This is a genomic window from Streptosporangium sp. NPDC048886 (assembly GCF_055586905.1).
In genome coordinates this window covers 52,659-79,154 of record NZ_JBVJHH010000010.1, presented here as the reverse complement: position 1 = coordinate 79,154, position 26,496 = coordinate 52,659, and the positions used below count along the sequence as shown (strand labels likewise).

Annotated in this window: 22 protein-coding genes; 7 read left to right on the top strand and 15 right to left on the bottom strand. The window is 72.9% G+C overall.

Annotation, left to right across the window (positions count from 1 at the left end; translation table 11 throughout):
• Positions 1-81: 81 nt before the first annotated feature.
• The 4 genes from ACZ6R6_RS14235 to ACZ6R6_RS14220 form a co-directional block, all read right to left on the bottom strand.
• Positions 82-1,008 carry a DUF8094 domain-containing protein gene (locus tag ACZ6R6_RS14235; RefSeq protein WP_470093329.1) on the bottom strand — a complete coding sequence of 309 codons (927 nt, stop codon included), beginning with the start codon at positions 1,006-1,008 and terminating at the stop codon, positions 82-84.
• 1,266 nt (positions 1,009-2,274) lie between these two features.
• A complete protein-coding gene (locus tag ACZ6R6_RS14230) occupies positions 2,275-3,081 on the bottom strand; it encodes a DUF2267 domain-containing protein (RefSeq protein WP_470093327.1) in 807 nt (268 codons plus the stop codon).
• 336 nt (positions 3,082-3,417) lie between these two features.
• Entirely contained in the window at positions 3,418-3,690 is a 273-nt protein-coding gene (locus ACZ6R6_RS14225) for a GlsB/YeaQ/YmgE family stress response membrane protein (RefSeq protein ID WP_306861283.1), read from the bottom strand.
• Positions 3,691-3,779: 89 nt separating this feature from the next.
• A complete protein-coding gene (locus ACZ6R6_RS14220; protein ID WP_470093325.1) occupies positions 3,780-4,904 on the bottom strand; it encodes an epoxide hydrolase family protein in 1,125 nt (374 codons plus the stop codon).
• 237 nt (positions 4,905-5,141) lie between these two features.
• Between ACZ6R6_RS14220 and ACZ6R6_RS14215 the strand changes: the two genes are divergently transcribed.
• Positions 5,142-6,428 carry a hypothetical protein gene (locus tag ACZ6R6_RS14215; RefSeq protein WP_470093323.1) on the top strand — a complete coding sequence of 429 codons (1,287 nt, stop codon included), beginning with the start codon at positions 5,142-5,144 and terminating at the stop codon, positions 6,426-6,428.
• A gap of 160 nt (positions 6,429-6,588) precedes the next feature.
• Here ACZ6R6_RS14215 and ACZ6R6_RS14210 read toward each other — a convergent pair whose 3' ends face one another.
• The 8 genes from ACZ6R6_RS14210 to ACZ6R6_RS14175 form a co-directional block, all read right to left on the bottom strand.
• On the bottom strand, positions 6,589-7,428 hold the full coding sequence (locus ACZ6R6_RS14210) for a GNAT family N-acetyltransferase (protein ID WP_470093321.1): 840 nt from the start codon (positions 7,426-7,428) through the stop codon (positions 6,589-6,591).
• Positions 7,425-8,216, bottom strand: coding sequence for a methyltransferase domain-containing protein (locus ACZ6R6_RS14205; RefSeq protein ID WP_470093319.1), 792 nt, complete (start codon positions 8,214-8,216; stop codon positions 7,425-7,427). Before ACZ6R6_RS14205 ends, ACZ6R6_RS14210 begins: the two co-directional genes overlap by 4 nt.
• A gap of 73 nt (positions 8,217-8,289) precedes the next feature.
• The gene (locus ACZ6R6_RS14200) at positions 8,290-9,261 is read right to left on the bottom strand and encodes a 3-oxoacyl-ACP synthase III family protein (protein WP_470093317.1); all 972 of its coding nucleotides are present in this window, start codon (positions 9,259-9,261) and stop codon (positions 8,290-8,292) included.
• The gene (locus tag ACZ6R6_RS14195; protein WP_470093315.1) at positions 9,249-10,103 is read right to left on the bottom strand and encodes a TauD/TfdA dioxygenase family protein; all 855 of its coding nucleotides are present in this window, start codon (positions 10,101-10,103) and stop codon (positions 9,249-9,251) included. Before ACZ6R6_RS14195 ends, ACZ6R6_RS14200 begins: the two co-directional genes overlap by 13 nt.
• A gap of 15 nt (positions 10,104-10,118) precedes the next feature.
• Positions 10,119-11,321, bottom strand: coding sequence for a 5-aminolevulinate synthase (gene hemA, locus ACZ6R6_RS14190; protein WP_470093313.1), 1,203 nt, complete (start codon positions 11,319-11,321; stop codon positions 10,119-10,121).
• A gap of 141 nt (positions 11,322-11,462) precedes the next feature.
• The gene (locus ACZ6R6_RS14185; protein WP_470093311.1) at positions 11,463-12,659 is read right to left on the bottom strand and encodes an MFS transporter; all 1,197 of its coding nucleotides are present in this window, start codon (positions 12,657-12,659) and stop codon (positions 11,463-11,465) included.
• Positions 12,660-12,935: 276 nt separating this feature from the next.
• Complete coding sequence (locus ACZ6R6_RS14180; RefSeq protein ID WP_470093309.1) at positions 12,936-13,367, bottom strand: glycosyltransferase; 432 nt, start codon at positions 13,365-13,367, stop codon at positions 12,936-12,938.
• A 29-nt stretch (positions 13,368-13,396) separates the two neighbouring features.
• The gene (locus tag ACZ6R6_RS14175; protein ID WP_470093307.1) at positions 13,397-14,704 is read right to left on the bottom strand and encodes an FAD-binding oxidoreductase; all 1,308 of its coding nucleotides are present in this window, start codon (positions 14,702-14,704) and stop codon (positions 13,397-13,399) included.
• 96 nt (positions 14,705-14,800) lie between these two features.
• Here ACZ6R6_RS14175 and ACZ6R6_RS14170 point away from each other — a divergent pair, with 96 nt between their 5' ends.
• Both ACZ6R6_RS14170 and ACZ6R6_RS14165 read left to right on the top strand, forming a co-directional pair.
• Positions 14,801-18,154, top strand: a complete 3,354-nt coding sequence (locus ACZ6R6_RS14170; RefSeq protein WP_470093305.1) for a BTAD domain-containing putative transcriptional regulator — start codon at positions 14,801-14,803, stop codon at positions 18,152-18,154.
• A gap of 163 nt (positions 18,155-18,317) precedes the next feature.
• Positions 18,318-20,453, top strand: a complete 2,136-nt coding sequence (locus tag ACZ6R6_RS14165; RefSeq protein ID WP_470093303.1) for a sensor histidine kinase — start codon at positions 18,318-18,320, stop codon at positions 20,451-20,453.
• Here the strand turns inward: ACZ6R6_RS14165 and ACZ6R6_RS14160 are convergent.
• Complete coding sequence (locus tag ACZ6R6_RS14160; protein WP_470093301.1) at positions 20,395-21,003, bottom strand: response regulator transcription factor; 609 nt, start codon at positions 21,001-21,003, stop codon at positions 20,395-20,397. The two genes, ACZ6R6_RS14165 and ACZ6R6_RS14160, sit on opposite strands and share 59 nt — an antisense overlap.
• A gap of 98 nt (positions 21,004-21,101) precedes the next feature.
• On the opposite strand from ACZ6R6_RS14160, the gene ACZ6R6_RS14155 reads away from it, so the two are divergent.
• The 3 genes from ACZ6R6_RS14155 to ACZ6R6_RS14145 all read left to right on the top strand — a co-directional run bounded on the left by ACZ6R6_RS14155 (position 21,102) and on the right by ACZ6R6_RS14145 (position 24,934).
• Positions 21,102-21,833: an ABC transporter ATP-binding protein gene (locus ACZ6R6_RS14155; RefSeq protein WP_451932621.1), complete on the top strand. Its 732-nt coding sequence runs from the start codon at positions 21,102-21,104 to the stop codon at positions 21,831-21,833.
• On the top strand, positions 21,833-24,265 hold the full coding sequence (locus tag ACZ6R6_RS14150) for an ABC transporter permease (RefSeq protein WP_470093656.1): 2,433 nt from the start codon (positions 21,833-21,835) through the stop codon (positions 24,263-24,265). The genes ACZ6R6_RS14155 and ACZ6R6_RS14150 overlap by 1 nt, the downstream gene beginning before the upstream one ends.
• A 63-nt stretch (positions 24,266-24,328) precedes the next feature.
• On the top strand, positions 24,329-24,934 hold the full coding sequence (locus tag ACZ6R6_RS14145) for an NAD(P)H-dependent oxidoreductase (RefSeq protein ID WP_470093299.1): 606 nt from the start codon (positions 24,329-24,331) through the stop codon (positions 24,932-24,934).
• Between the two features lie 251 nt (positions 24,935-25,185).
• Here the strand turns inward: ACZ6R6_RS14145 and ACZ6R6_RS14140 are convergent, their stop codons facing one another.
• Positions 25,186-25,383, bottom strand: a complete 198-nt coding sequence (locus ACZ6R6_RS14140; protein WP_470093297.1) for a hypothetical protein — start codon at positions 25,381-25,383, stop codon at positions 25,186-25,188.
• A 213-nt stretch (positions 25,384-25,596) separates the two neighbouring features.
• Positions 25,597-26,076 (bottom strand): MarR family winged helix-turn-helix transcriptional regulator, encoded by a 480-nt coding sequence (locus tag ACZ6R6_RS14135; protein WP_470093654.1) that lies wholly within the window; start codon positions 26,074-26,076, stop codon positions 25,597-25,599.
• A 92-nt stretch (positions 26,077-26,168) separates the two neighbouring features.
• On the opposite strand from ACZ6R6_RS14135, the gene ACZ6R6_RS14130 reads away from it, so the two are divergent.
• Complete coding sequence (locus ACZ6R6_RS14130) at positions 26,169-26,462, top strand: antibiotic biosynthesis monooxygenase (protein WP_470093295.1); 294 nt, start codon at positions 26,169-26,171, stop codon at positions 26,460-26,462.
• The last annotated feature ends 34 nt before the right edge of the window (positions 26,463-26,496 follow it).

The window sequence follows — 26,496 nt, the reverse complement described above, 5'->3', positions numbered from 1 at the left end:
AATACTTGCAGTGATCACCGTCGCGCGTGAGGCCTTACGTGAGGGTGTCATCATGGATGTTCCTCTTCTTCCAGGGGGGTGTCAGTCGCCGTGGCTCTCCAGGACGTCGCTCCACTCGCCCAGCACGCGGACGGGCTCGATGGAACCGGCGGGAGGGACATGGGCTACGTACATGCGTCCGTAGGTCGCGCTCACCGAGCGGGTGAAGGACCGGTTCCCGGTGCGGACGGCGGCCGACCCCTTCAGGGTGACCTTCGCTCCCACGCGCTCAGCCTTGCGCGCGTCGACGGAGCGGGCCCCGTACCAGATCAGGGCGCCCCCGTCGCTGGTCCTCAGCGAGCGCACCGGGCCTTCGAGCTGGTATGACAGCCTGAGCGACCAGCCTGCCTCCTCCAACTGGGCGCGTTCCTGCTGCCAGAACTCCACGGTCTCGCTCGTCCACGGCCCGTCGGCGAAGGTCGGGTCCAGCTCGGCGTTCGCCAGGCTCGCCAGGTGGGCGCCGGCGACCTCACGCGGGGTCGCGAGCAGCTCGGAGGTGTTCTCGGGCAGGCTCGTGGCGTAGCCGTCGGCGTCGGTCGCGATCTTGGGGAACCGGGCGGGGGTGGCCCGTGTGTCCGCCGCCGACGCCACCAGCCGCCATCCGGCGGGGGTGGAGCTCATCACATCGGTGATCCGGGCGACCCCCGGTTCGTAGGAGACCGCCACGAACCAGTCGGGGGTGCCCTCGACATGGCGGGGGATCCACACCTTCGGATTGGGCCAGATCCCCGAGGCCACCGACTCGCCCTCCAGCCGGGCGGTCTTGAAGCTCGCCCGCGTCATCTCCAGCGCGAGCCCGTGCTCCAGCTTGCCCATCGCGGTCTGGTCCAGGGTGGCCTGGGCCGTTGACAGCCCCCGCTGGTAGCGGCCGTGGATGCGGTAGACCTCCTTGGCGGAGAGCTGGGACGAGCGGGCTCTGGCCGGAGGGGCGGCGGACGGGGAGCCGACGGTCGGCGGGGGCAGGGGCACGGGGGTGACGGACGGCGGGACGGTGACCCTGGCCCTGATCCGTGCCTGCTCGGTGCCGGCGGCCTTGGGCCTGGGGGACGGCGCGGCCGTGCCCTCGCCGTCGGGAGCCGGTGCGGAGGGTGTCGGTGTGCGGCCGCCGTCGGGGGCGGAGGGGGCCGCTGTGCCCTTCCCACCGGGGGCCGGTGCGGAGGGCGCCGGTGTGCGCTCGCCGTCGGGGGCGGAGGGCGCCGGTGTGGCCTTCCCGCTCGGGGCCGGTGTGGGTGTGGAGGGAGCCGGTGTCGGGGGTGGAGGGACCGCCGCCTCCCAACCCGTCTCGGAGGGCCGGGGGGTCGGGTTGGCGACCAGGGCCTGCGGCCCGGAGGTGTCTCTCGTGGTGAGCCAGACCCCCGCCCCGGCGAAGATCGATAAAATCGCCCCGGACAGAATGACCTTCCGCCAATCGAATGCGGCGAGTCGCTCGGGATGCCAGTCGGACGAGTGGTCCGATTCGTGCTGGGCGGAAGCGTCACCGCGGCCAGAGGGCCCAGGCTGCCTATCTGGGAAATCTGATGCGCGCCATGACATAGGTCCAAATATTAGACTGACCGTGATCTATTGGGAAGGTAAAGGGGCTGAGTAATTGGCACTTATGGCTATTGGTTTATAAATAACACATAAGCCACGATAGGGCCTGTCCGAAATAGATGCCATACTGACCTGCCGATCTCGCGCCAACAGGTCATATCGACACTTCTCTAGAGATTTCCCTGCATCCTCTGCGCTCAGCCGGCACTCCGGCTTTCCCGTTGATCTGTTATTTCCCTGGGGTGGGCTTGATGTTCGCCCTATGTTGAGTTTCCGGTTCCCTGGCGGGGTGTCAAGAGGGGGGATCCACCGAGGCGGCGTCGTTTTCGCGGAACGGATTGCCGCGGGCGCTTGCCGGGATCCGATATGAATGGCCTTCACGTATTCGGCCCGTCCGGCCGGACCACCGGATCGAGGAATCGGGTCACCGTCTTTCCGGTCCGGAACGGCGATCGAACTCGATTTCGGATGACCTCTCCGTCGACTCCACCGGTCGCCCGCCATACCCGTCCGCGCTCACCTGTACCCGCTCGCTTCCGTGTTCACTCGCGCCGGCCCACGCCCGCCTGGAGCGGCTACCGGAGCGCGGCGGGCCCGTCCCGCGTGCCCGCCCGCCGGGTCGGCGCGGATCCGCCGGAGCGGGGTGCGTGTCCTCCGCGTCTGTACGGCGGGCCCGTCCGCCGGGCGGCCGGTCCCGGCCTGTCACCCCTGCCTCATCAGCGGCCGGTATTCGCCGGGGAGCTGGGCGACCGTGTCGTGGTACTCCCTGTCGCCGATGGCCTCGCGCAGCGCCGCGAACACGGCCCGCACGTCTCTGGCGGCCTCCGCCCGGTCGGCCCCGGCGCGCACGGCGACGTCGTGCAGGAAGACGTCGGGCGACAGCGGCACGGTGCCGCCGCGCCCCCTGGCCCGGCCCCGCCGCAGGGCGGGGCGGAGCGGCAGGGGCAGGAGCGGCGTCAGATCGTCGGCCTGGCCCGCCGGCAGCCGCAGACCCAGCATCTCCAGCACCGCCTCGGTGGCGCGGCGAGCGCGGGCACGGTCGGTCGCGGCGCCTTCCGCGACGCGGTCGAGGAGCTCCTCGCCGGACAGGCGGCCCGTGAACGGCGGCTCGTCCTGGGCCGGCGGGGGCGCCGCGGCCACCGCGGTGTCCATGAGCGGGTAGAAGTCCGGGGGCAGCTCGGCGCGGAGGTCCTCGAACCCGTCGGGACCCACCGCCCGCCACAGCGCGGCCAGCACGCCGCGCGCCTGCTCCGCGACCGCCTCGGCGTCGAGCCCGGTGTGCTCCGCGATGCGCCGGACGAACTCGTCGACGTGGAACCGCTCGGGCGGACCGGTGGGTTCGACGGACGGGCGCAGCGGTCCCGGAAGGCGCCGGCCGAGCCGCTCGGCCTCCCCGGGGGTGACGCGCCGGGCGAGCGTGCGGAGGGTCAGGCGGGCGACGCTCTCCGCCTCCTCGTCCGAGATGTCGGCGACCTGGCCGACGATCGTGACGAACTCCTGGTAGTCCATGTCGTCCTGCCTCGGCCGCGGGGCGGCTGTCAGGCGGGGCCGGCCGACGGCGGCGGCCGGTGCCGCTGGATCCGGGACCGCAGGGCCCTGCCCGCACCGGTGTGGGGAGCGGGCCACCGCGAGGCCCCCCGCGGCGCGACCACCTGCCGGCGCACGCGACGACCTCTCACCACGAGGTCGTGCGGCGCCTCATCCAGTTAACCCCTCTCCTCGACGCGGAGGCAAGCGGACGGGCGGCGGCCCCGGCCCGGGAGCAGATCGCTCCTGGACCGGGGCCGCCGGATGCCCGCCGGTCGGTGTCACCGTCCCGCGGTCGCCCCTGTCGAGGCGGACTCTCTAATGGACGCGGCGCCTGCCGTACATGCTCACGGCCAGGATCACGCCGACCGCCGCCAGACCGATCTGCAGGAGCAGCTCGATCCAGTCGATGCCGCCGGTCGAGGCCACTCCCAGCGCCCCCGCGAGGGCGGTGCCGATGAGGGCGGCGACGATTCCGATCACGATGGTCAGCCAGATCGGGATGTTCTGCTTGCCCGGGACCACCAGACGGCCCAGGGCCCCGATGATGGCTCCGATGACTATGGCGGTGATGATGCCGGTAACCGTCATGTTCACGCTCCCTGTAGGTCGGGTGACAGACGAGTGCCCCGGGAAAGGCGGCTGACACGTAACAGATCGGTTGCGACCGGATCCGGAGGTCAGCCGAGCTTGCCGAAGAACTCGCGGACGTCGCCGACCAGCAGCTCAGGCTGCTCCAGCGAGAGGAAGTTGCCGCCGCGCTCGAACTCGGTCCAGTGGACGACGTTGCTGTCGCGCTCGGCGAAGCGGCGGATGGCGACGTCGGTGCCGAGGGCGACGGCCACCCCGGTGGGGACGGTGCCGCGCTCCTTGGGAGCCCACGCGCCCGGGTCGTGGGCCATCTCGTAGTAGAGGTTGGCCGAGGAGCCCGCGGTGCCGGTGAACCAGTAGACGCTGACGTTGGTCAGCAGGTGGTCGCGGCCCACGGCCTCCTCGGGCAGCTCGGCGGCCGGGTCGGTCCACTCCTTGAACTTCTCGGTGATCCAGGCGAGCTGCCCGACCGGCGAGTCGTGCAGGCCGTAGGCGAGGGTCTGCGGGCGGGTGGACTGGATGACGTTGAAGCCCATCATGTCGTCCCGGAAGTTCTGCAGCCGGGCCAGGCGCTCCTGCTCGCCTCCGGTCAGGCCGGCGAAGTCGGCCGGGTCCTCGGAGGGGAAGGTGACCAGACCGTTGACGTGGACGCCGATGACGCGGTCGGGGGCCTGGCGGCCCATCTCGATCGCGATCCAGGCGCCCCCGCCGCCGCCCTGGACGCCGTAGCGCTCGTAGCCGAGGCGGGCCATCAGCTCGACGAACGCGCTCGCGATCTTCCCGGTGTTCCAGCCGGGGCCGCTGAGCGGGCCGGAGAAACCGACCCCGGGCGTCGAGGTGACGATCACGTGGAAGTCCCGCGACAGCGGCTCGATCACCTCGGTGAACTGCGTGAACGAACCGGGCCAGTCGTGCATGAGCAGCAGCGGCGTGGCGTCGGCGTTGGCCGAGCGCACGTGCGCGAAGTGGATGTTCTGCCCGTCGACCTCGGTGGTGAACTGCGGGAACCTGTTCAGCCGGGCCTCGGCCTCGCGCCAGTCGTAGCCGTCGGCCCAGTAGTCGGCCAGCCCCTTCAGGTAGTCCACCGGCACGCCCCGGCTCCAGCCGGTGCCGGGGATCTCGCCGCTCCAGCGGGTGCGGCCGAGGCGCTCACGCAGATCGTCGAGGTCGGCCTGGGAGATCTCGATGCGGAAGGGGCGGATCTCGGTGCTCATGGAATGTTCCCTTCGAGGCGTTCTTACTGACCTCAGTCTATCAGAACGGAATGCTTCATTCCACGAATTTGGGCCACCGGTGGGGGCGGATGGCGGCGGGGAGGTGCTGCTGTACGCGCGGGGATCGCGTAATCTATACTAAACCAGTAGGTTGTGTCTGATATGGTGGACGTGGATCAGGCTCCGATGTGACAGCAGTGGGTAAAGCCGGCAGCAGCGCAGAAGGAGGCGGCTTCCGTGTGCGCTACCACGCAGCTCCAAGGTTTCCTCGACAGGCTCGGCTGGTCGCCTGAGCAGCTCGCGCGAGAGATCAACCACATCCGCGGCAGCGAGGGCATCAGCCCGAAGGCGCCCTACCACTGGCTCAGGGGGGCCTACCCGCGGCGCGACATACCCCACGCGGTGGCCAGGGTCCTGTCCGAGCGCCTCGGTGAGCCGATCGACGTCAGCATGATCTGGCCTGACCGGTCCATGCCGAACATCGGTTCCCGGGTGATCGCCCCGGCCGGAGCCGCCCCGGACCTCTCCGCCGGCCATTCCGACCTCACGCCCCTGATCCGGGACTCCTGCGACTCGATCAGGCTGGCCAGACGCGTGTCGGTGACCAATATGGACGAGGCCGCCCTGGAGCGGGTGAACAGCGAGCTCGTCGCGATCTCCGTCTCCTGCTTCCACGTGCCGCCCGGCTCCCTCATCCACCGGGCCGTGCTCCTACGCGACCGCATAGCCACGTCGCTGGCAGGTCCCCAGCGGCCGTCACAGAAGAGGAAGCTGCTCTCGCTCGGGGCGAAGTGCTGTGCGCTGCTGGCGTGGATGGCCGACGACCTCGGAGACCCGCGGGCCGCCCAGAACCACGCCTCGGCCGCCTGGGAGCTGGCGGAGCTGGCCGACCACCATGAGGCGCGGCGCTGGGTCCGTCTCGCCCAGGCCAGGCAGGCGTTCTGGATGGGCGACTTCATGGAGGCGGCCCAGCGCACCGGGGAGGCGCTGACATACCGGGCGGACGACGGCCTCGACGCCTTCCTCACGCTCCTGCGGGCCCGGTCGTGGGCCGCCATCGGGTTGGAGAAGGACGCGCAGCAGGCCGTGTCCGGCTGGCTGGACGGCCCGCGCGACGCCCCGGCGCGGGACGGCGGCGTCTTCGTCCTGCAGCGGGACCGGCAGTCCTATCTCGTCGGCGCCACCTACCTCGCGCTGGACCAGCCGGACCGGGCGCTGCAGGAGTTCCGCGGGTTCTTCGACCACTTCGAGGCGCTCGCGCCGGGCCGGCGCTTCTACGGGGTCGAGGCTCTCACCCGCATCGACACCCTCCGCGCCCACCTGCGGTACGGGGAGGTCGACGAGGCGGCCGGGGCGATCGGGCCCGTCTTCGACCTGCGGCCCGAGAAGGCCGTCAACATGATCCAGATCGCGCTGCGGGAGGCGCTCGGCGAGCTCAGGCGGTATCCGGACGCGGACGCGCGCGTCCGTGACCTCGCCGAGCGGACGGAGCGGTTCCTGTCCCGCACCGGCCCGGCCCGCTGACGCCCACCGGCCCGGCGCGCCGGCGTCCTCCGGTACGGCGGGCCGGCGTCCTCCGGTACGGCGGGCCGGCGGCTCCCCGCACGGGCGCGCCGACGTCCGCCGGTACGGCGGGGCCGGCGCCGGCTCGGCACGGGCCCCGGGACGTCTCCCGGGGCCCCGGTCAGCCGATCGCCCCTGTGACCGGCGTGAACAGCCGGGTGCGGTCGCCGGGGAGGTCGTCGCCGTGGACCATGACCGCCGTGCCGCCCGTCTCCCGGAGGCCGTGCTCCTCCAGCCAGGCGCGCAGCTCCGGCCGGTGGCCGTCGAGGTCGATCCGTACCGGGCCGTCGACGGCCGGGGCCAGGCCGGACAGCAGCGCCGCCGCGGTGCCGGAGTCCTCGGCGACCAGCGGCCCGACGACGGGGCCGTCGACCCCGCGCCAGAGGCCCGCGAACCCGCGGACGCCCGCCGGCCCCTCGACCAGGCGGATCTGCTCGGCGGCGGAGAACAGGCGGGTGAACAGCTCGGTACGGTCGGCGCCGAAGACCTCGGCGTCCAGGGCGACCACCGCGGGGAGGTCGGACAGGTCCGCCTCGCGGGACGGTCCCCCCGGCCGGCCGCCGGAGCGCAGGCGGCCGGCATACCTGGTGCACGTGCCGGTCACCCGGAAGCCGAGGTCCGCGTACATCCGCCGCCCGTACTCGGTCGCGGTCAGCCAGATGCTCGCGGCCTCGGCGCGCTCCGTCGCGTATCTCATCAGCCCGCAGCCGAGGCCGCGGCGGCCGTGCCGGCGGGCGACCAGCAGCCCGCCGACCGTGGTGAGCGCGCCGCCGTACCGGGCCAGCGCCACCGTCGCGGCCAGCCCTCCGGCGGGGTCGTCGATCCCGTACACCTCACCGAGCGCGAACAGCAGGTCCCACGCACGGTACTCGGCGGGCCAGCCGCGATCCTGGGCCAGCCGGAGGCAGTCGGCGAAATCCTCATAACCCAGCCGCCGGACCGCCTCCCGCGGGACCGTCACGGCCGGCGGCCCACGACCGACGCCACCACGCCGAACCACTCGGCCATGTGCGGGCCGTCCTCGGAGGCGAGGAAGCGCTCGACCTCCTCCGCGGTGACATAGCCCTTCTCCACCAGGGTCGGCCCCGTCTGCCGGATCGTCGGGCGGATCCACCGGTGGAACTGCTCGCCCCAGCCCTCCCAGCCCGCGAGCGAGGGCGTCAGCCGTACGTCGACCTCGGTCAGTCCCAGCCGGGCGACGAGCCCGGGCAGCCGCCGGGTCCAGCGCATGTCGCCACCTTGCGAGTTCATCTGCTCGACGATCGCCCGCAGGACCCCGCCCCACTCCGGGTGGGCCGTGTCGTCGGAGGGGAACCAGTAGCCGTCCACGACCGCCAGCCATCCGCCCGGCGCCAGCCAGTCGGCGAGGCGGGCCAGCACGTCCTCGCGCTCGGGCAGGTGCTTGAGCACGGACCGGGCGTGGATGAGGTCGAAGGAGCCCTCGGGGAAATCCTCCTCACGTATGTCGAAGGTGCGCACCGTCAGGTTCGGCGCGCGCTCCGCGTCGAGGTAGCGCGGGTCGATGTCCGCCGACACCACGCTCCCGCCCGGGTAGCGGTCCGCCAGCCAGTAGGACATGGAGCCGGCTCCCGAGGCCATGTCCAGGATCCTCGGGGTGGAGCCCAGGGGGAGCTTCTCGACGGCCGCGATGCTCAGCGGGTCCAGGGCGTTCTCCAGCAGCTGGAGCCGTCGCAGTTCGGTGGGGATGTCCTTGCTCAGGACGCCCGAACCATAGGGATCGTGTCTCATGTCCAACCCTTCCCTGTCATGGGAGACGGGACCGCCCGCCGCTCGCGGCGGGCGGCCGCCGTCCCCGCGGAGATCACACCTGGCCGTCCGGCCGGTACCGCAGGGCCGTGACGCCCCAGCTGAAGCCCATGGCGCTGGTGGCGAGCAGGATCAGGTCGCCGTGCCGGATCCCGCCGCCGTCCAGCAGCCCGCGGAGGGCGATCATGGTGTCCGCGCCGCCCATGTGGCCCAGCCGGTCGTAGTTGAAGACGCTGCGGTCCGCCGGGATGCCGGTCTCCCGCAGGAGCCGCTCGTGCATGGACCTGTCCCCCTGGTTGATCAGGAAGTGGGACACGTCCGACGCCCGTGCGCCGAGCGCGCCCAGCGTCTCGCCGACGAGCGCGGTGAAGTTCTCCACGTAGGCCGCCGCGAGCCCGCCGCGGTGCCCGTTGCGGCGGATCACGACCCGGTCCGGCCGGTGCTCGCCGGTGTAGTAGTCCGACCAGCTCGGATCGGTCCGCATGGCCGAGTGCAGCACCTCGAAGGCGTAGTCCTCACGCGCCAGGAGCATCGCGGCGGCGGCGTCGCCCAGGTTGAACAGCGCCTTGGAGCCGGGATCGCGGTAGTCGACCATCGTGCCCAGCCGGTCGCCGACGAGCACCAGCACGTACTCGGCGCGGCCCGCCGCGATCCCGTCCAGCCCGGTCCGGACCGCCGTCATCCCGGCGTTGCAGAAGTTGCCGATCTCGAAGCAGTGGGCACGCTCGATGCCGAGTCCGAGGGCCACCCTGGCCGCCGGCGACCAGAACGGGACGTCCCACTCGCCGGAGCCGGCGAATATCACCTGCCGGATGGCGCCGGGCTCCACCTGCGTGCGCTTCAGGACGGCTCTGGCCGCTTCGAGCGCCAGCTCCCACGACCGCTCGTCCGGGCCGAGGACCGGGAAGCTCCTGGAATGGGTGATCTCCAGGATCTCGGGGACCGGGACCCCCGACATGGCGGACATGTGCCGCACGCTGACGCGCGAGGTGGGGAAGGCGACCTCCAGATCGGCTATTCCGCCCACGGCTGCTCGGCTTCGATGCTGACCCGGTGCACGGTCCGGGCCACCCCGGGCTCGACGTCGGTCGCCGCGTGCAGGGTCGTGGCGGTCTTCCACACCACGAGGTCGTCAGGGGTCCAGCGGTGGGTGTAGACGTGGTCCGGGTCCTGGATGAGGCTGTCGAGCAGGGTGAAGAACGCCTCGTTCTCGTTGGCGTCGAAGCCCTGCACCGAGTCCATGTACTCCGGGGCGCCGTACAGATACGTCTGCTTGGTGAAGGGGTCCTGCCGCACCAGCGGGTGCTCGACCTTCGGGTGCTTCTCCTCGATCCAGGCCCTGTACTCGGCCGTCGACAGTCCCACGTGCTCGCTGCGGATGCGCAGGCGCTTGGCCACGGTGTGCCATGCCTTGCGGTCGTCGATCTTCTTCTTCCAGTCGTCGGGCAGCCGGTCGTAGACGTCGACGGCGCTGGCGAACAGGGTGTGGCCGCTGGTCTGCGGGACGTTCACCCCGTGCAGCATGGTGTATTCGGCGGGCTTGGCGACGAAGGACGAGTCCTGGTGCCAGAAGTTGCCGACCCGGGCCACGCCGATGGACTTGTTGTCCCGCACCTCGTTGGAGGAGATCATGATCTCCGGCAGCTCCGGGTAGCGGTACTGCTCCAGCACGAAGGGGATGGGCCTGCCGATGCGGGCCGCGAGGTCCACCTGCTGCCGGGGCGTCACCTCGATCCCACGGATGATCACGAGTTCGCGCTGGTGGAGAGCGGTGACCAGTTCGTCGAAGACGTCGTCCCGCCGCAGGTCCTCGTAGGTGACGCCGGTCAGTTCCGCGCCGATGAAGGGGGTCAGGTCGAGCTTGTCCATTGCCGTCTCCTTGGTTCACACGCGGGCGAGGCTGTCTTCCAGGGCGTACGCGAAGTGTTCGATCTGTTCGGCCGTCCGGTACGGGGCGACGGTGACACGCAGCCGCTCCGTCCCGAGCGGGACGGACGGGAAGTTGATCGGCTGGACGTAGATGAGGTGGTCCTCCAGGAGGAGGTCGGCCACCTTGCGGACGCGGTCGCTGCCGGGCACCATCACCGGGATGATGTGGTGCTCCCCGTCGATGAAGGGGATGCCGGCCGACCGCAGGGCGGCTTTCATGCGCAGCGAGTTGTCGGTCAGCGCCCGGCGCAGGTCGTCGCCGCGCCGTACGAGGTCCAGGCCCTTCATCGTGGCGTCCATGCAGGCCTGCGGAAGGGAGGTGGTGAAGATGAAGCCGGGCGCGTAGGAGCGCACGTAGTCCAGGGCCGCGTCGGGACCCGCGACGTATCCGCCGACCGTCCCGATGGCCTTGCCGAAGACGCCCTGGACGAAGGTCGGCCGCGTCTCGCCGATCTCCTCGCAGATCCCCGCGCCGGTCGGTCCCTTGACCCCGATGGCGTGCGTCTCGTCGAGATAGGTCAGGGCGCCGTACTGCTCGGCCAGGTCGCATATCGCGCTGATCGGGGACGCGTCCGCGTCCATCGAGTACACCGACTCGAAGACGATCATCTTGGGCCGCGACCTGTCGTGCTCGGCCAGGCAGCGCTCAAGCTCGACCAGGTCATTATGCCGAAATATCCGCTTTTCGCATTTCGCCCGGCGGATCCCCTCGATGAGGGAGCGATGATTGTTCTCATCCGAGATGACCACCATGTCCGGGACCGCCGACAGCAGCACGCTGAGCGTTTCGAAGTTCGCCACGTAGCCGCTGGAGAATATGAGCGCGCGCTCCTTCCCGTGCCAGCCGGCCAGCTCTGACTCCAGCTCGACATGGGTGACGCTCGTCCCGCCGATGTTGCGCGAACCGCCCATGCTGGTGCCGTGCAGCGCGGTCGACTCGATCTGTGCCTTGATGAGATCCGGGTGCTGGCTCAGGCCGAGATAGTCATTGCTGCACCACACCTGGACCTCATGACCCATACGGAGGGTCTGCCCCGGGCTGGCGGCCGTGTGCGCGGTGGAGAAATAGTGCCGGTAAAGGCCGTTGCTCCGGAGCTCCTGGAGCTTTTTCTCAAATGTTTCGAATACGTGGGGCCGGGTGGGGACTTTTGTGGGCATGCGCATCCTTCGCTGATTGTCCTCCGCCCTCACCGTGATGGTGTCCCGCCACCGGGGCGGTCGGGCGGACGTCTTCGGAGCCGGGCTCGCTGTGGCTGGCGAACGCATGTGACTGGACAAGCGTCGGAACAGTCCTGACCGTCAGGACCGATGTCCGCGAGAGGGGACGGGGGTGTTGATCCCGCGTGTGGGTCCGCCGCGCGTCTCCAGCGCGCCGGAGGCGATGGTCAGCGCGAGCGCGGCGGCCGCCATGATCGCGCCGATCCAGTTGGGCGAGGTGTAGCCGTATCCGGCGTCGATGCTCAGGCCCCCGAGGTAGGCGCCCAGCGCGATGCCGACGTTGGAGGCCGAGACCGTGACGACCGCCGCGAGGGTCGGCGCCCCCTCGGCCTTGCTGATCACCCGGGTCATCAGCCCCGGGACGGTGGCGAACCCGGCGACGCCGAGCAGCGCGAAGGTGATCGCCGCCGGCACCGGGGAGCCGGCGGTGAAGGCGAACACGGCCAGCACGGCCGTGAGCGCGGCCAGCGCGGTCGCGAGGGTGGGCATCAGCGCGCGGTCGGCGTACCGGCCGCCGAGCGTGTTGCCCACGACCAGGCCGACGCCGAAGAGGGCGAGCAGGGGGGTGAGCGCCTCCTCCGAGTAACCCGTCACCTCGGTCAGCATCGGCGCTACGTAGCTGAAGGAGGCGAACAGCGCGCCGAGGCTCAGCGCGGTCATGGCCAGCGCCAGCCCCACCTGCGGCCGGCGCAGGACCGCCAACTCCCGGCCCAGCCGGGCATCGGCCTGCGACCGCTGCGCGGGGATCAGCCGGGCGATGCCGGCGAGGCCGACCAACCCGATGCCGACGAGCATCCAGAAGGTGACACGCCAGCCGAAGTTCTGCCCGACCCAGGTGCCCAGCGGCGCTCCGACGACGTTGGCGGCGGCGCCCCCGGTGAAGACCATCGCGATCGCGCGGGCTTTCCTGCTCTCCTCGACCAGGTCGGCGGCCACGACGGAGGCGACGCCCAGGAAGGCGCCGTGACAGATCGCGGTCGTGACCCGTCCCAGCATCAGCAGCGCGTAGCCGGGCGCCAGGGCCGACAGCAGATTGCCGCAGATGAAAATCACCATGAGGATGAGGAGCATGTTCTTGCGGGGCATCCGGATGCCGGCCGCGACCAGCAGCGGGCCGCCCACGACGACGCCCAGCGCGTATCCGGATATGAGGAAACCGGCTGTCGTGATGCTGACCGAAAGGTCGCCGGCGACATTGGGCAGCAGCCCCATGACCACGAATTCGGTGGTCCCGATCCCGAAAGAACTCAATGTGAGCGCGAGCAGGGCGAGCGGCATTCCAGTGGGCTCCCTTAATGCATATGACGGCTGATGGGCGGCACCGGACATCATTTGAACGGACGTCTTCGCATCGGGCACGTGAATGAGGGGAGAACGGAGGCCGCTCTCACCGGGAAAACCTTTTCGGCTACGGTGCCGATCCGGTCGCCGGCCATATTGATTTCCCGCCGGCTCATTCAGAGCACCCTCAAGAAGTGAACCCCACCCGCGCGCTCCCCCGCAATCTGTGCTGCGGTCAGTTTGGTCAGAACGCGGTCAGAATGGTCAGAACTGTTAACTTCGGGTTTTCGCGGCCGTGCCGCCCCGCAGGAGGTCCGCGAACAGCCGCTCCCACATGGGGGTGACCGCCTCGGGGGCGTGGTCCCGCGCCGTCCGCAAGGCCGCCGCGCCCATCCGCAACTCCCGGTCGGCGACGAGACGGTTGACGGCGGCGGCCAGCGCGTCGGCGTCCTGGGCCGGGGCGAGCAGCCCGTCGACCCCGTCGGTGATGACGTCGCGCGGGCCGGTGCCGTAGATGCGCAGCCGCCAGTCCGGATGGCGGCGCACGACCTGCTTGAACGCCGGGATGAGCAGGTCGAACCCCTTCTGCGGGACGAGACGCCCGGCGGCGATCACGAGCCGGTTCTCCTGCCGCGACGGGACCTGGTCGAGGGGGTGGACCGCGTTCGGGATCCGCCCGACGGGTGTGCCGGGCCACACCGTCACCGCGTGCCGCCGTGCCGTCGCTCCGGCCGCTAGCCGAGGACCGGGTAGTTGCTGCGGAAGACGCCGTGGGGGTCGCGGGCGTGCTTGAGGTCGCGGAGCCGGGTGACGGTGTCGCCGGTGAAGGCCGCCGCGGCCCGCTCGCCCGGGGCGAGATAGGTGTACGGCTTGCGCCCGCTGGTGTGCGGCACGAGCGCGGCCGCGATCTCGCTCTGGCGTTCCCCGACGGCCGCCGCGGTCTCGGGCGTCGAGGGGATGCCGAACATGTAGAGCGAGTACGGCTCGGTCAGGTGCCCGCAGGCGCCGCCGCCCTCCGCCGGGCGGGCCAGCGCACCGCCCAGGTGCCGGATCTGCACGCTGAGCAGCGGGTCGATGGGCCGCGACAGCAGCACCTGGGCCACCGCGTCGTCGAGGCCGGTCAGCAGCTCCCCGCGCGACAGGCCCGCCCCGGGGGCGGTCGGCTCGGCGCAGATGCCGCCCAGCTCGGCCACCGGCAGGACGCCCCGGCTGTCCATGACGGCCCCGTCGATCTTGTCCAGGCGGCGCAGCAGGTCCTGCCCCTCACCGGCCTCGCCCAGGAAGGTCGAGTCCAGGGCGACGAAGGGCGGGGATCCGGGGAAGCTCAGCAGGTCGAACCAGACGGTGAGCTCCTCGGGCGCGCCGGCGGTGATCTCCCGGAAGGCCTCCAGCACCTCCGCCGCCCGCTCGGCCGGCCACATGACCCGCCCGCCGTACAGCCGCGGCACCGGATGCAGGTCGAACTCCACCGCCGTCACCAGCGCGAAGTCACCACCGCCGCCGCGCAGCGCCCAGAACAGCTCCGGATCGGATCCGGCGCTCACCCGCGCCCGGCGCCCCTCGGCGTCCACCACCTCGAAGGCCCGCACGCTGTCGGCGGCGAAACCGTGACGGCGGCCGAACCAGCTCAGCCCGCCGCCGAGGGTGTAGCCGGTCACGCTGACCACCGGCGAGCTGCCCGCCAGCCCGGTCAGGCCGTGCGGGCCCGCCGCGGCCAGCACCTGCCCCCACTGCACGCCCGCGCCCACCCGGGCCACCCGCTCCGCCGGCCGCACCTCGAGGTCGCCGAGCCGCCCGGTGCGCAGCAGGATCACCCCGTCGGCCGAACCGCTGGCGCCGTGCCCGCTGGGCTGGGCCGCCACCGCCAGCCCCGCCAGCCGGGCGTAGCCGACCACCGCGGCCACGTCGTCGGCGTCCTCGGCCTCCACCACGGCCCGGACCGGCTGCTCCACCGCCAGGTTCCACGGCCGCCCGGCCTGCTCGAACCCCTCGTCGCCCGCCACCAGGACCCGGCCCCGGACCGCGTTCCTCAGCTCGTTCATGACCTCTCCTTCCGTTGGATCTACTGTGGACCAGCCGGTATGGGATCGAGCTGGGGTCGAGTTGAGGTACCGATGTAAGACGATGAAAGAGGATGTATGCCGACCGATATGACCTTCCGGCTGTTCGGTCCGCTTGAGGTGGCCGACGGCTCGGGCCGGCCGCTCGACCTGGGCACCCGCAAGCAGCGCGCGCTGGTGGCGATGCTGGCCCTGGAGCCCGGCCGGGTGGTCTCACTCGACCGGCTGATCGAGGAGCTGTGGACCGGCGAGCCGCCCGCGGGCGCGACCAGGACGCTCCAGGCCTACATCGCGCACCTGCGCAAGGTGCTGGAGCCGGACCGGCCGCCCCGCACGCCGCCCCGGGTCCTGCTCACCCGAGAACCCGGCTACCTGCTGGCCGTCGCTCCCGGCCAGGTCGACCTGACCTGCTTCACCGCCTGGACCGACGAGGGCCGCAGGGCGCTGGCGCGGGGCGCGCACGCCGAGGCGCTCCGGGTGCTGGAGCGGGCGCTGGGCCTGTGGCGGGGGGACCCGCTGGGGGAGTTCGCCGACCAGGAGTTCGCCCAGCCGGTCGTGGCGCGGCTGAGCGAGCTGCGTGACACCGCCGTCGAGGACAGGTTCGAGGCCAGGCTGGCGCTGGGCGAGAGCGGCACGTGCGTGCCGGACCTGGAGGCGCTGGTGGAGACGCACCCCTACCGGGAGCGGCTGTGGGGGCTGCTGGTGCTGGCGCTGTACCGGGCGGGCCGGCAGGCCGACGCGCTGGCCGCGCTCCGCAGGGTCCGCGCCAGGCTCGCCGGCGACCTCGGCATCGAGCCGGGCCCCGAGCTGCGGCGGCTGGAACAGGCGGTGTTCGAGCAGGCGAGCGGGCTTGAGGCGCGGCCCGCCACCCCCGCCGTCCTCGGCACGCCCGCCACCCCCGCCGGCTCCGGCACGTCCACCGTCCTCGGCACGCCCGCCGGCTCCGGTACGTCCACCGTCCCCGCCCCGCCGCCCGTCGTGGCACGGGCGCGGGAGGGGCTGGTGGCACGGCAGGAGCAGCTCCTGCGGCTGGAGGAGCGGCTGGCGGAGGTACGGCGCGGCCACGGCGGCACCATGCTGATCACCGGGGAGGCGGGGATCGGTAAGACCCGGCTCGCCCAGGCCGCGGCCGACCAGGCTGCCGCGCGCGGTTTCGGAACGGCCTGGGGCCGCTCCGTCGACGGCACGGCCCCCGCCTTCTGGCCCTGGACCCAGGTGCTGCGCGAGCTCGGGGCCGACGCGGGCCTGCTCACGGGTGAGACGCCGCGCGGCCAGGACCCCGACGTGGCGCTGTTCGAGCTGTACGGGCGGGTCGCGTCCGCGCTGACCTCGACCGGCGGACCGCTGCTGGTGCTCCTGGAGGACCTGCACTGGGCCGACGTCTCCTCGCTCAAACTGCTGAGCTTCGTCGCCGGCGAGCTGGCCGGCCACCCGGTGCTGGTGGTGGCCACGCTCCGCCCCGAGCCCGGCGAGCACCCCGGGCAGCTGCGCGACACCCTCGCCGCGCTGTCCAGGGAGCAGGCGACCGAGCGGGTGGCGCTGGACCCGTTCGACGCCGACGGCGTCTCGTCCTACCTGCGCTCGCGGCGGATCGACGGGGCGCCGGAGCTGGTCGCCCTGCTGCTGGAGCGGACCGGCGGGAACCCCTTCTACCTCGGCGAGCTGCTGCGCCTGCGGGAGAGCGAGCACGGCCTGCCGGACGCCGTCCCCCCGGGCGCGCGCGACGTCATCGAACGCCGGGTCGCCCGGCTCCCGGAGGAGACGCGCGAGCTGCTGCGCGCCGCCGCGGTGACCGGCCGCGAGGTGGACGTCGACCTGCTCGGCGCCATCACCGGCCTCCCCGCCGAGCCGGTGATGTCGCTGCTGGAACCGGCGGTGGCGACCGGCCTGCTGGCCGAGACGCCCGGCGGCTTCGACTACCGCTTCTCCCACGCGCTGGTACGCGACGCGCTGTATGCCGGGCTGAGCCGCCTGGAGCGGGCCCGGCTGCACCTCAGGGCGGGCCGGGCACTGGAGCCCCTGCTGCCCGAGGCCGAGTCGGCCACGCTGGCCCACCACTTCGCCCTGGCCGCGAAGGTGGGCGGCGCGGCCAAGGCGGTGGAGCACGCCTCCCGGGCGGCCCGGCACGCGGCGGCGCAGCTCGCCTACACCGAGGCCGTGGAGTTCTGGGAGCTCGCGCTGGCGGCGCTGCCGCCGGGTGACGGCGTGGCCAGGTCCACGCTGCTGGCCAGGCTGGGAGAGGCCCGCCGTACCGTGGGCCAGGCCGAGGCGGCCCACCGCGACCTGGAGGAGGCGGTCGAGCTGGCCCTGCGGGCGGGGGACCGGGCGGCGCTGGTCTCCGCGATCACCGTGTTCGGCGGGCTGGCCATATGGCACTGGCGTTCCTACGGCGAGGTGGACGGGCGGATGGTCGAGGTGATCGAGGACCTGCTGGCCGGGCCGCTGGCCGAGCGCGACCGGGCGGCGCTGCTGGGCACGCTCGCCCTGGAGCTGTACTACGGGCCGCGCCGCGCCGAGGGGGAACGGCACGCGGCCGAGGCGGTGGAGATCGCCCGCCGGGTGGGGGACACCGCGCTGCTCGCCCGCACCCTCAACAACTACATGGCCGCGGTCTGGGTCCCCGGCGGCACTCCGGAGCGGCTGCGGGCGGCCGAGGAGATGCTCGCCCTGCCGGGCCTGCCACGGGCGGCCGAGCTGGTGGCCAGGATCTCCCGGATGACGTGCCTGCTGCGCATGGGGGACCTGGCCGGATGGGACCGCGACCTGGCCCGCTGCCAGCGGCTGCTGGGCCAGGCGCCCCGGCCGGAGCTTGAGGGGATGGTGCGCATCGCCGAGACCGCCCGCCGTACCCTCGACGGGCGGTGGGAGGAGGCGGAGTCGCTGCTGGGCAGGTTCGGCGCGATGCGGTTCGGCTCCAGCCGCTGGGGTGAGCGCTTCCGCCTGCTGGTGACGACCTACACGTGCAGGCGGGGGCAGGGCCGGGCCGCCGAGGTCGTCGACGAGCTGGTCGCCGCGGCCGAGGATCCGCAGCTGGTCCCGCTCCGGCCGGTCGCGGTCCTGGCCGCCCTTGAGGCGGGCCGGCCCGATCTGGCCCGTGAGCTCGTCGGGCGCTGGGGCACCGAGGTCGGGGAGGACTGGATCGCCGACTTCCTCATCCCCGTCTGGGGGCTGGTCGCCGCCAGGCTGGGGGTCCCCGATCCCGGGGAGTGCTACGACAGGCTCCTGCCGTACGCCGACCAGCTGATCGTCGCCGGGATGGGCAGCGCGGGCTGGGGCTCCACCCACCTGGTCCTCGCCGAGCTGGCCGGGCGGCTGGGCCGTACGGCGGCGGCCCGCGACCACGCCCGCGCCGCACTCGAGACGCACCGCGACCTCGGTCTCACGTATCTGGAGGAGGAGAGCCGGGCGCTCCTGGCCCGCCTCACCGGGTGAGCCCCGGACCCGCGGCCGTCCACGTCCGTCCGGCCGGTCGGCCGCGGGTCGCGCCCCCTCCCGCCCCGACCGCTCTGACCGTCCTGACCGCTTGACCGGCTGTCCGTCACCATCGTGCCGAGCACTAGGCTTCTGCCCTGGTCTGCGCACTTGGGGGAGCCGGATGACTGGTCTGGCACGGGGGATCGTCACCGTGGTGCTGGCGGGGTTCGCGGCTGTCTACGTCTTCGCCGGCTCGCTGCTCGCGATCGTGGTCTTCGGGCTCCAGCTCTGCTACGTGTTCCCCTCCCTGCGGAGGTTCAGGGGATGGTGGCTGCTCGCCGTACAGTCCGCGGCCGTCTACGCCGCGACGCTCGGCTCCGGCACGTCCGTCGGGATCCTCGGCTTCCTGGGCGGATCGCTGCTGCTGACGCCGTGGTGGCCGCTCGTCCTGCCCGTCGTGCTCAGCGCCGCCCTGATCGGGCCCGCGGACTCCGCGATCAGCATGGTGCTGATCAGCCTGGTCGTCTACGGCCTCACCAGGCTCACCGAGCGGGTCGACGAGGTGCACGCCGCCCGGCTCGCCCTGGCGATGGCCGCGGTCGCGCAGGAGCGGCTGCGGATCGCCGCCGGGCTCAGCGACGGTCTCGGCAGGGGGCTCGCCGAGATCACCAGGGGCGTCCGGCTGGCCCTTGAGGAGCCGGACCGCGTGGCGGAGGTGCTCGGCGAGGTCGTCGGCACCGCCCGCGCCTGCCTGGCCGACGCCAGGAACGCCGCGGCCGGCTACCGGGCCATGTCGCTGGCGCCCGAGGTGGCCACCGCCCGCGCGATGCTGGCCGCCGCGGGGGTGCCGGTGGAGGTGCGCATCGGTCACGCGGAGCCGCTGGGGCCCGCGGGCGCGCTGCTGGCCACCGTGCTGCGGGAGGCCGTGACCGAGATCGTGCGGCGGGGCACGGCCAGGACGTGCCTGATCCAGACGGTCGCCGAGGAGGGGAGGGCGGGGCTCCGCGTCGTCAGCGACGACGCGCCCACCGCCGAGGACGAGAACCTGGGCGACCTGCCCGCCCAGGTCGCCGCCGCGGGCGGCACCCTGTCCACCGGGCTCACTCCCGAGGGCCGGCTGGTCGTCGACGTCATGCTCCCCGACGTCCGCAGGCCCGTGGAGGCGGCCGAGGACCGCAGCGCCTACGGGCTCTCCGTCGCCCTGCTGGGCACCGTGCTGGTGGGTTTCTCGATCAAGGCGCTGCTGGCCGTCCCCGCGGACCTGGCCCTGCCCGCCGCCGCCTGCCTCGCCGTGATCGTCGTCATGCAGCTCCGCTCGGTCAACGGGCGGCACACGGTGGCGCTCATCCTGATGGCGCTGCTCACCTACCTGCCGGTCGCCGTGTTCGGGCGCGCGTGGCTGGGCGTGGCGGGCTTCCTCGCCGGGCCGCTCCTGCTCGCCCTCCCCTGGGCGGTGGCCGTGCCGCTGGTCGTCTGCGTGACGGCGAGTGTCGGGGTGATGGCCGTACTGCTCGGCCTGCCGCTCCCGCTGACGGTCAACTACGTCGTGAGCACGCTGGTGACCGGCCTGGTCGTCTACAGCCTGCAGCGCCTGGCCCAGCTCGTGAAGGAGCTCCAGGCCGCCCGGGAGGAGCTCGCCCGTTCGGCGGTCGTCGAGGAACGCCTGCGCGCCGCCCGTGACCTCCACGACCTGCTCGGGCACAGCCTGGCCGCGATCCTGCTCAAGTGCGAGCTCGCCCGCCGCCTGGGCCCCGGACCGGCCCGCGCCGAACTGGAGGACGTGCTGACCATGGCCGGGCGGGCCGAGGCGGACGTGCGGGCCGTCTCCGGCGACGCGCACGGCATGTCCCTGGCCGTGGAGGCGGAGTCGGCGCGGTCGGTGCTGGCCGCCGCGGGCATCGAGACAGAGGTCGACCTGGCGCACGGCGCGCTCCCCGCCGAGGTCGAGACCGTGCTGAGCGCGGTGCTCCGGGAGGCGGTGACCAACGTGCTGCGGCACAGCGCCGCCCGCTCCTGCACGATCTCGACGGAGCCGGGGGGCGGTGGGGTACGGCTCCGCGTCCGGAACGACGGGGCGCCCCCCTCCACCGGCAGGAGGGGGTCGTCGGGGATCGGCAACCTGACGACCCGCCTGGCGGTCCTGGACGGGACGCTCACGGCCGGAGCGGGCGACGGCTGGTTCGAGCTGGACGCCTGGGCGCCCCACGGGCCCGCCGGAGCGCCTCTCCCCGGCCGGACCGGCCGGCCTCCGGAGCCGGTCAGATCCAGCCGGCCTCGGAGGCGATGCGGACGGCGTCGGTACGGTTGCGGGCGTTGAGCTTGGTGACGATCGTGGTGAGGTAGTTGCGCACCGTCCCCGCGCTCAGATGGAGCCGCCCGGCGATCTCGGTGGCCTCCGCCCCCTCGGCCGCCAGCCGGAGCACGTCGGCCTCGCGGGGGGTGAGCGGGTTGTCGGCCAGATCCCACGCGGTGACCGCGAGCGAGGGATCGAGCACTCGCTCCCCGCCCGCCACCTTGCGGATCCCGGAGACCAGCTCCTCGGGCGGCGCGGTCTTCAGCAGGAATCCGTCCACCTGCGCGCCGAGCGCCCGGCGCAGGTGCCCGGGCTTGCCGTACCCGGTCAGCATGAGCACCCGGCAGCCGGGCAGCTCGGCGCGGAGCACGGCCGCGGCGGCCAGGCCGTCCAGGGTGCCGGGCATGTCGATGTCGAGCACCGCGACGTCCGGACGGTGGATCAGGGCCGAGGGGACGACGGCGTCGCCGGACTCGACCGCGGCGACGACCTCAAGGTCCGGTTCGAGGCCGAGCAGCGCGACCAGGGCTCCCCTGATGACGTGCTGATCCTCTGCCAGAAGCACGCGAATCACAGGCATATGTCTATCAGTGTCCGGATCATGATGACGTCATGGTGCACGCGTGATCGCGTCTCTGGCCCGCGTCACAGCAGGTCGGCAGGGTTGGAGCCATGACGGATGCGGTGCGCTTGGACGCGGTGAGCAAGGTGTACGGGAAAGGGCAGGGGGCCGTGGCCGCCCTGCGCGAGGTGTCGGCGGCCTTCGCCCGGGGGAGCTTCACCGCGGTGATGGGCCCCTCCGGCTCGGGCAAGAGCACGTTCCTGCACTGCGCCGCCGGGCTGGACGTGCCCTCCTCCGGCTCGGTACGGCTGGGCGGCACCGAACTGGCCGGGATGGACGAGACGGCGCTGACGGTGCTGCGCAGGCAGCGGGTCGGGTTCGTGTTCCAGGCGTTCAACCTGGTCTCGTCGCTCACCGTGCTCGACAACGTCACGCTCCCCCTGCGGCTGGCCGGCGTCCGCGTGGACAGCGCGTGGCTGGCCGAGGTCGTGCGGCGGGTCGGCCTGGAGGGCCGGACCGGCCACCTGCCGGCCCAGCTCTCCGGCGGCCAGCAGCAGCGGGTGGCGATCGCGCGGGCGCTGGTCACCAGGCCCGAGGTGGTGTTCGGCGACGAGCCGACGGGCGCGCTCGACACGATGACCGCCCGCGACGTGCTGACGCTGCTGCGCGAGGTCGTCGACGGGATGGGCCAGACGGTGGTCATGGTGACGCACGACCCGGTGGCGGCGTCGTACGCCGACACCGTCCTGTTCCTGGCCGACGGCCGGATCGTGGACGCCATGGCGGCGCCGACCTCCGAGAAGGTCGCCGAGCGGATGACGAGGCTGGGGGCGTGGAAGTGATGATCGGTTTCGCGTTGCGGACACTCCGGCACCGCAAGGCCGGGTTCGCGGGCGCCTTCGTGGCCCTGCTCTGCGCCGCCGCGCTGGTCTGCGCCTGCGGGATGCTGCTGGAGACCGGGCTGCGCGGCGCCGTCGCGCCCGAGCGCTACGCGGGCGCCCCGGTGATCGTGGCCGGTGACCAGTCCGTCCGCCAGACGGTCGGCGGATCCAAGGGGAAGTCGAAGACCAAGGCCAAGCCGCTGGCCGAACGGGCGTGGATCCCCGCCTCGCTGGCCGAGCGGCTGCGCCGGGTCCCCGGGGTCGAGCGGGTGGTCACCGAAGTGATCTTCCCCGTCTACACCGGGGCGGGCCGGGCACAGGGACACGGCTGGGAGTCGGCCGCGCTCACCCCGTTCACGCTGCGTTCGGGCCGCGGACCGCGGGCCGGTGACGAGGTGGTCGTGGACGCCCGTTCGGGCCTGGCCGTGGGCGCCCGGCTGGACGTGGTGACCGGGGAGGGAGCGCGGAGCTACCGGGTGGCGGGCGTCACCGCGCAGGCCCTGCCCGGCCAGGCCACGCTCTTCTTCGCTCCCGCCGAGGCCCGCCGGCTGGCCGGCCGGCCGGGGCAGGTCAGCGCCATCGGCGTCTTCCCGCAGGTGGACGTGTCCGCCGCGCTGAAGGACGTCAAGGCGCTCGCCCACACCGGGGACGGCCGAGGCACGGTCGAGTTCCTCGACGCCGAGAAGGCGCGGGCGACGCTGGTCAGCCTGGGCGGCGCGCTGGGCGGCACGTCGCTGCTCGTCGCGGTCCTCGTCGTGACCGGCACGTTCTCCCTGTCCATCCAGCAGCGCCGGCGGGAGATCGCCCTGCTGCGCGCCGTCGCGGCCACCCCCGGGCAGGTGCGCAGGCTGCTCGGCGGCGAGGCCCTGCTGGTCGCCGGCGTCGCCGGGCTCATCGGTTCCGGCGCGGGTGTCGGGCTGGGCTTCTGGCTGCGCTCCAGGTTCGTGGCGCTGGGCGCGATGCCCGAGCACCTGCGGCTGGTGGTCAGCCCGTTCCCGGTGATCGTCGCGCTGGCGGCCACCGTGCTGGCCGCGTGGGCCGCGGCGCTCCTGTCCGCCCGGCGGGTCATCAGGATCCGGCCCGTGGAGGCGCTCGGCGAGGCGGCCCTGCCGGCGGCGCGGCTGCCCCGGGCCCGGACGGTCGCCGGTCTGCTCCTCACCGGCGGCGGCGTCGCGCTGACCCTCCTGCTGTCGGCGCTGTCGACCGAGGCGGCCTCCAGCCCGGTCACCATGCTCACCGCGCTGGTGTGGACGGCCGCCGTGGCGCTGCTCGGCCCGGTCGTCGCGCGGGCGGCGACGGCCGTGCTCGGGCCGCTGCTGCGGGCGGCCGGGGCCGGCGGTCACCTGGCTGCGGCCAACCTGCGCGCCGGCTCCGCGCGGCTGGCGTCCGTCGTCACGTCGCTCGGCCTGATGACCGCGATGACCTGTACGATCCTGTCCGTCCAGGCCACGATGGGACACGCCGCGCAGGAGCAGGCCGGCGCGGGCAGCCGCGCCGACTACGTCCTCGGCCCGCGGGTCCCGGGCGTCGTCGCGCAGGCGCTGCGGGAGGTGCCCGGCGTCGAGGCGGTCACCGAGGTGCTGCACACTTCGGTGCGGGTCGGCCTCGACAAGTACGGCGCGCAGGCGGTGACCGCCGACGGCCTGGACCGGACGGTCGACCTGGACGTGGTGTCGGGCTCGCTCGACCGTCTCGGCCAGGAGGACATCGCGGTCAGCGAGAACGCGGCCGGGCGGCTCGGCGCCGTCGTCGGCGGCCGGGTGAGCCTCACGCTGGGCGACGGCACCCCGGTCACGCTCGGGGTCGTCGCGATCTACGCCCGCGGCCTGGGCTTCGGCGAGCTCACCCTCCCCCACGCGCTGGTGGCCCAGCACGTGGACGACCCGCTCGGGGCCCTGCTCGTCTCGGCGCCCTCCGTGTCCCGCGCCGCGATCGCCGGGGCGGCCCCCGGGGCCGTCGTGCTCGACCGGGCCCAGGCGGTCGAGGCGGGGGCGTCCAACGCCGGGGTCAACTACGTGGCGATGGGCCTGATCGTCGCCTTCACCGCCATCGCCGTGGTCAACACGCTGGCCATGTCGACCTCGGACAGGTCCCGCGAACTGGCTCTGCTCCGCCTGGTCGGCACCACGCGGCGGCAGGTGCTGCGGATGCTCCGGCTGGAGACGCTCGTGGCGGTCGTGGTCGCGGTGGTCCTCGGCACGGGGATCGCGCTGGTCACGCTGGCGGCGTTCAGCCTGGGCATGACCGGATCGGCCGTGCCGTACGTCGACCCGCTCGGCTATGTCGCGGTGGTCGCCGCCGCGGCGGCCCTCGCCCTGGTGGCGACCGTGCTCCCGGCCCGGCTCCTCCTGCGGCGCCGCTCCTCTCTCGCGATCAGGACGGCCCTCTCGTGATCAGGCAGGTGGGAGCGGGGGAAGAGGATCCAGGGAGTCCATGAGCGCGCGAGAATGGGGTGCGTGACTCATGTCCACATCGTCTACGCGCATCCGAGTGAGCGGAGCTTCACTCGCGAGGTTCTCGACGCGTTCCTCGGCGGGCTCGACGACGCCGGCCACACGTGCACGGTCTCGGATCTCTACGCGATGGAGTTCCGCTCAGAACTCACACGCGACGAGTACGAGCGCGAATCCGGCTACCGCGCCGACGCGCCCGTTCCCGACGACGTCGCCGCCGAGCATGCCAAGCTCGACGCCGCCGACGTGTGGGCGTTCGTCTACCCGGTGTGGTGGACCGACTGCCCGGCACGGCTCAAGGGCTGGTTCGACCGCGTGTGGACGGCGGGATTCGCCTACAAGCCCGCAACCCTCCGCGCGGCCCAGAAGGCGTTCGTACTGTGCACGGCCGGGTACAGCGTCGCCGAGCTCGACTCGTCGGGTTGCTACCAGGCGATGAGGACCACCATGATCACCGATCGCATCGGCGGGCGGGCGCGGTCGAGCGAGTTCGTCGTGTTCGGTGGTTCGGTGCTGCGCGGTGGCGAGAGCTCCGGCGGCCCTGGGGGCTGGGCGGACGTCAGAGCCGAGCACCTGGCACGGGCAGCCGAGTTGGCGCGATCGATCTGACCGGCGGTCGATCAGGACGCCTTCGGGACGCCTTCGGGGCGCGGCCGGTGCGGAGCGGCCCGGCCGGCTGACGGCCATGCCGGGCCGCACCGCGCACTCGTCCAGGTGACCGCCGAGGCCGGCGGGGAGATCGTCATCCGGTGGTGTCCCCGGCCGCCGGCGCCCATGGGCCGCGGTGGTCGCCCTGGTGTGCCCTGGGGCGCCTTGGTCGACCCGCGCGCGCCTTGACGGCCGGTCTGGCCACGGGCCACTCAGGCGTTGCACAGCTCCAGGCCCCGGCGCCCGAGGGGCGCGTGGTCCTCCCCGTCGAGCCCGCGCAGGAGCTCGGCCGCGAGGGCCCGCCGCTGGGCGGGATCAAGGGTCATGGGCATGACGATCGGCATCAGCTCGACCACGCCGCCGGGCAGGTGCCGGACGTGACAGGGAAGGAGGGAGGAAGTGTGAACCACCCTCCGACTATCCCAGCCGCCACCGACAATCCCGCAATCCGGGCGGTCGGACGGGACGGGCGGGGGCGGCGTCGCGCTGATCTTCCCGCCGCCGGCGTCGCGGGCGCTGTCGGCCGAGGGTGCTGCCGGCGGAGGCGGCCTCCGGGCCGGTGACCATGCCGCCGCGGGCGGCCCCCGCCCACTCCTCCCGGCCCGGTGGTCGCGGGCCGCGGATCAGCGGTCGGCCGCGTCGGCGCCACTCGCGCGCCAGCCGATCTGGAGCCGGGCGACCTCCTGGAGAACGTGTTTGAAGTCGGCGTAGACCCGCTCGCCGACGGCCGCCGCGTGGCGCCGCTCGATGGCCGCCATGATGGCGTCCGAACGGGCCATCTCGTCCAGTCCGAGCGCGGTGGGGACCACCAGCTTGGCCCGGCGGTCCTCCGGGTCGGGCTCACGGCGCACGTAGCCCAGCTCGACCAGCTCGTCGACGAGGGTGCCGATCACCTGCTTGTGCTGGCCGGACAGCCGGGACAGCTCCGTCGCGCGGCTGCCCTCCGCGTCGAGATAGGCCAGCACGGCGCCGTGCCGCGGCCGCAGCCGGGGGTGCCCCTGCTCGGCGAGAGTCTCGAACAGCTCCTTCTGCATGGCGAACAGGACCTGGCCGGCCAGGATGCCGAGGTCGGGCTCCGCCTGCTTGCGCGCGCTCCGCGTCATCTCCACCCTCTCACTCTAATTTAGTCACCAATCTTGATGGTCACTAAATTTTACTATATGGTCGAGCCGTACCACCGAGACAGGAGAGAGCGATGACGGCAACCGTGGAGATCACTCGTTTCCGGGTGGCGCCGGAGCGCGCCGGGGCACTGCTGGAAGCGCGGCCCGCCATGCTGGCGGACTTCCGCGCCGACCGCGCCGGGTTCCTCGGCGCCCGGCTGGTCCGCCTGGCCGGGGACGAGTGGCTGGACATCGTCGACTGGCGCTCGTCGGAGGACTTCGCGGCCTCACGCGCCAAGGGGGCCGACCTGCCGGGGATCGCGGCCTTCTTCGCCGCGATCGACGCACTGGTCAGCTCCGAGGAAGGCGTCGAGGAAGGCGCCTGACCGCCGGGAGCGGCGCCGCCGCCCACCGCGGCCC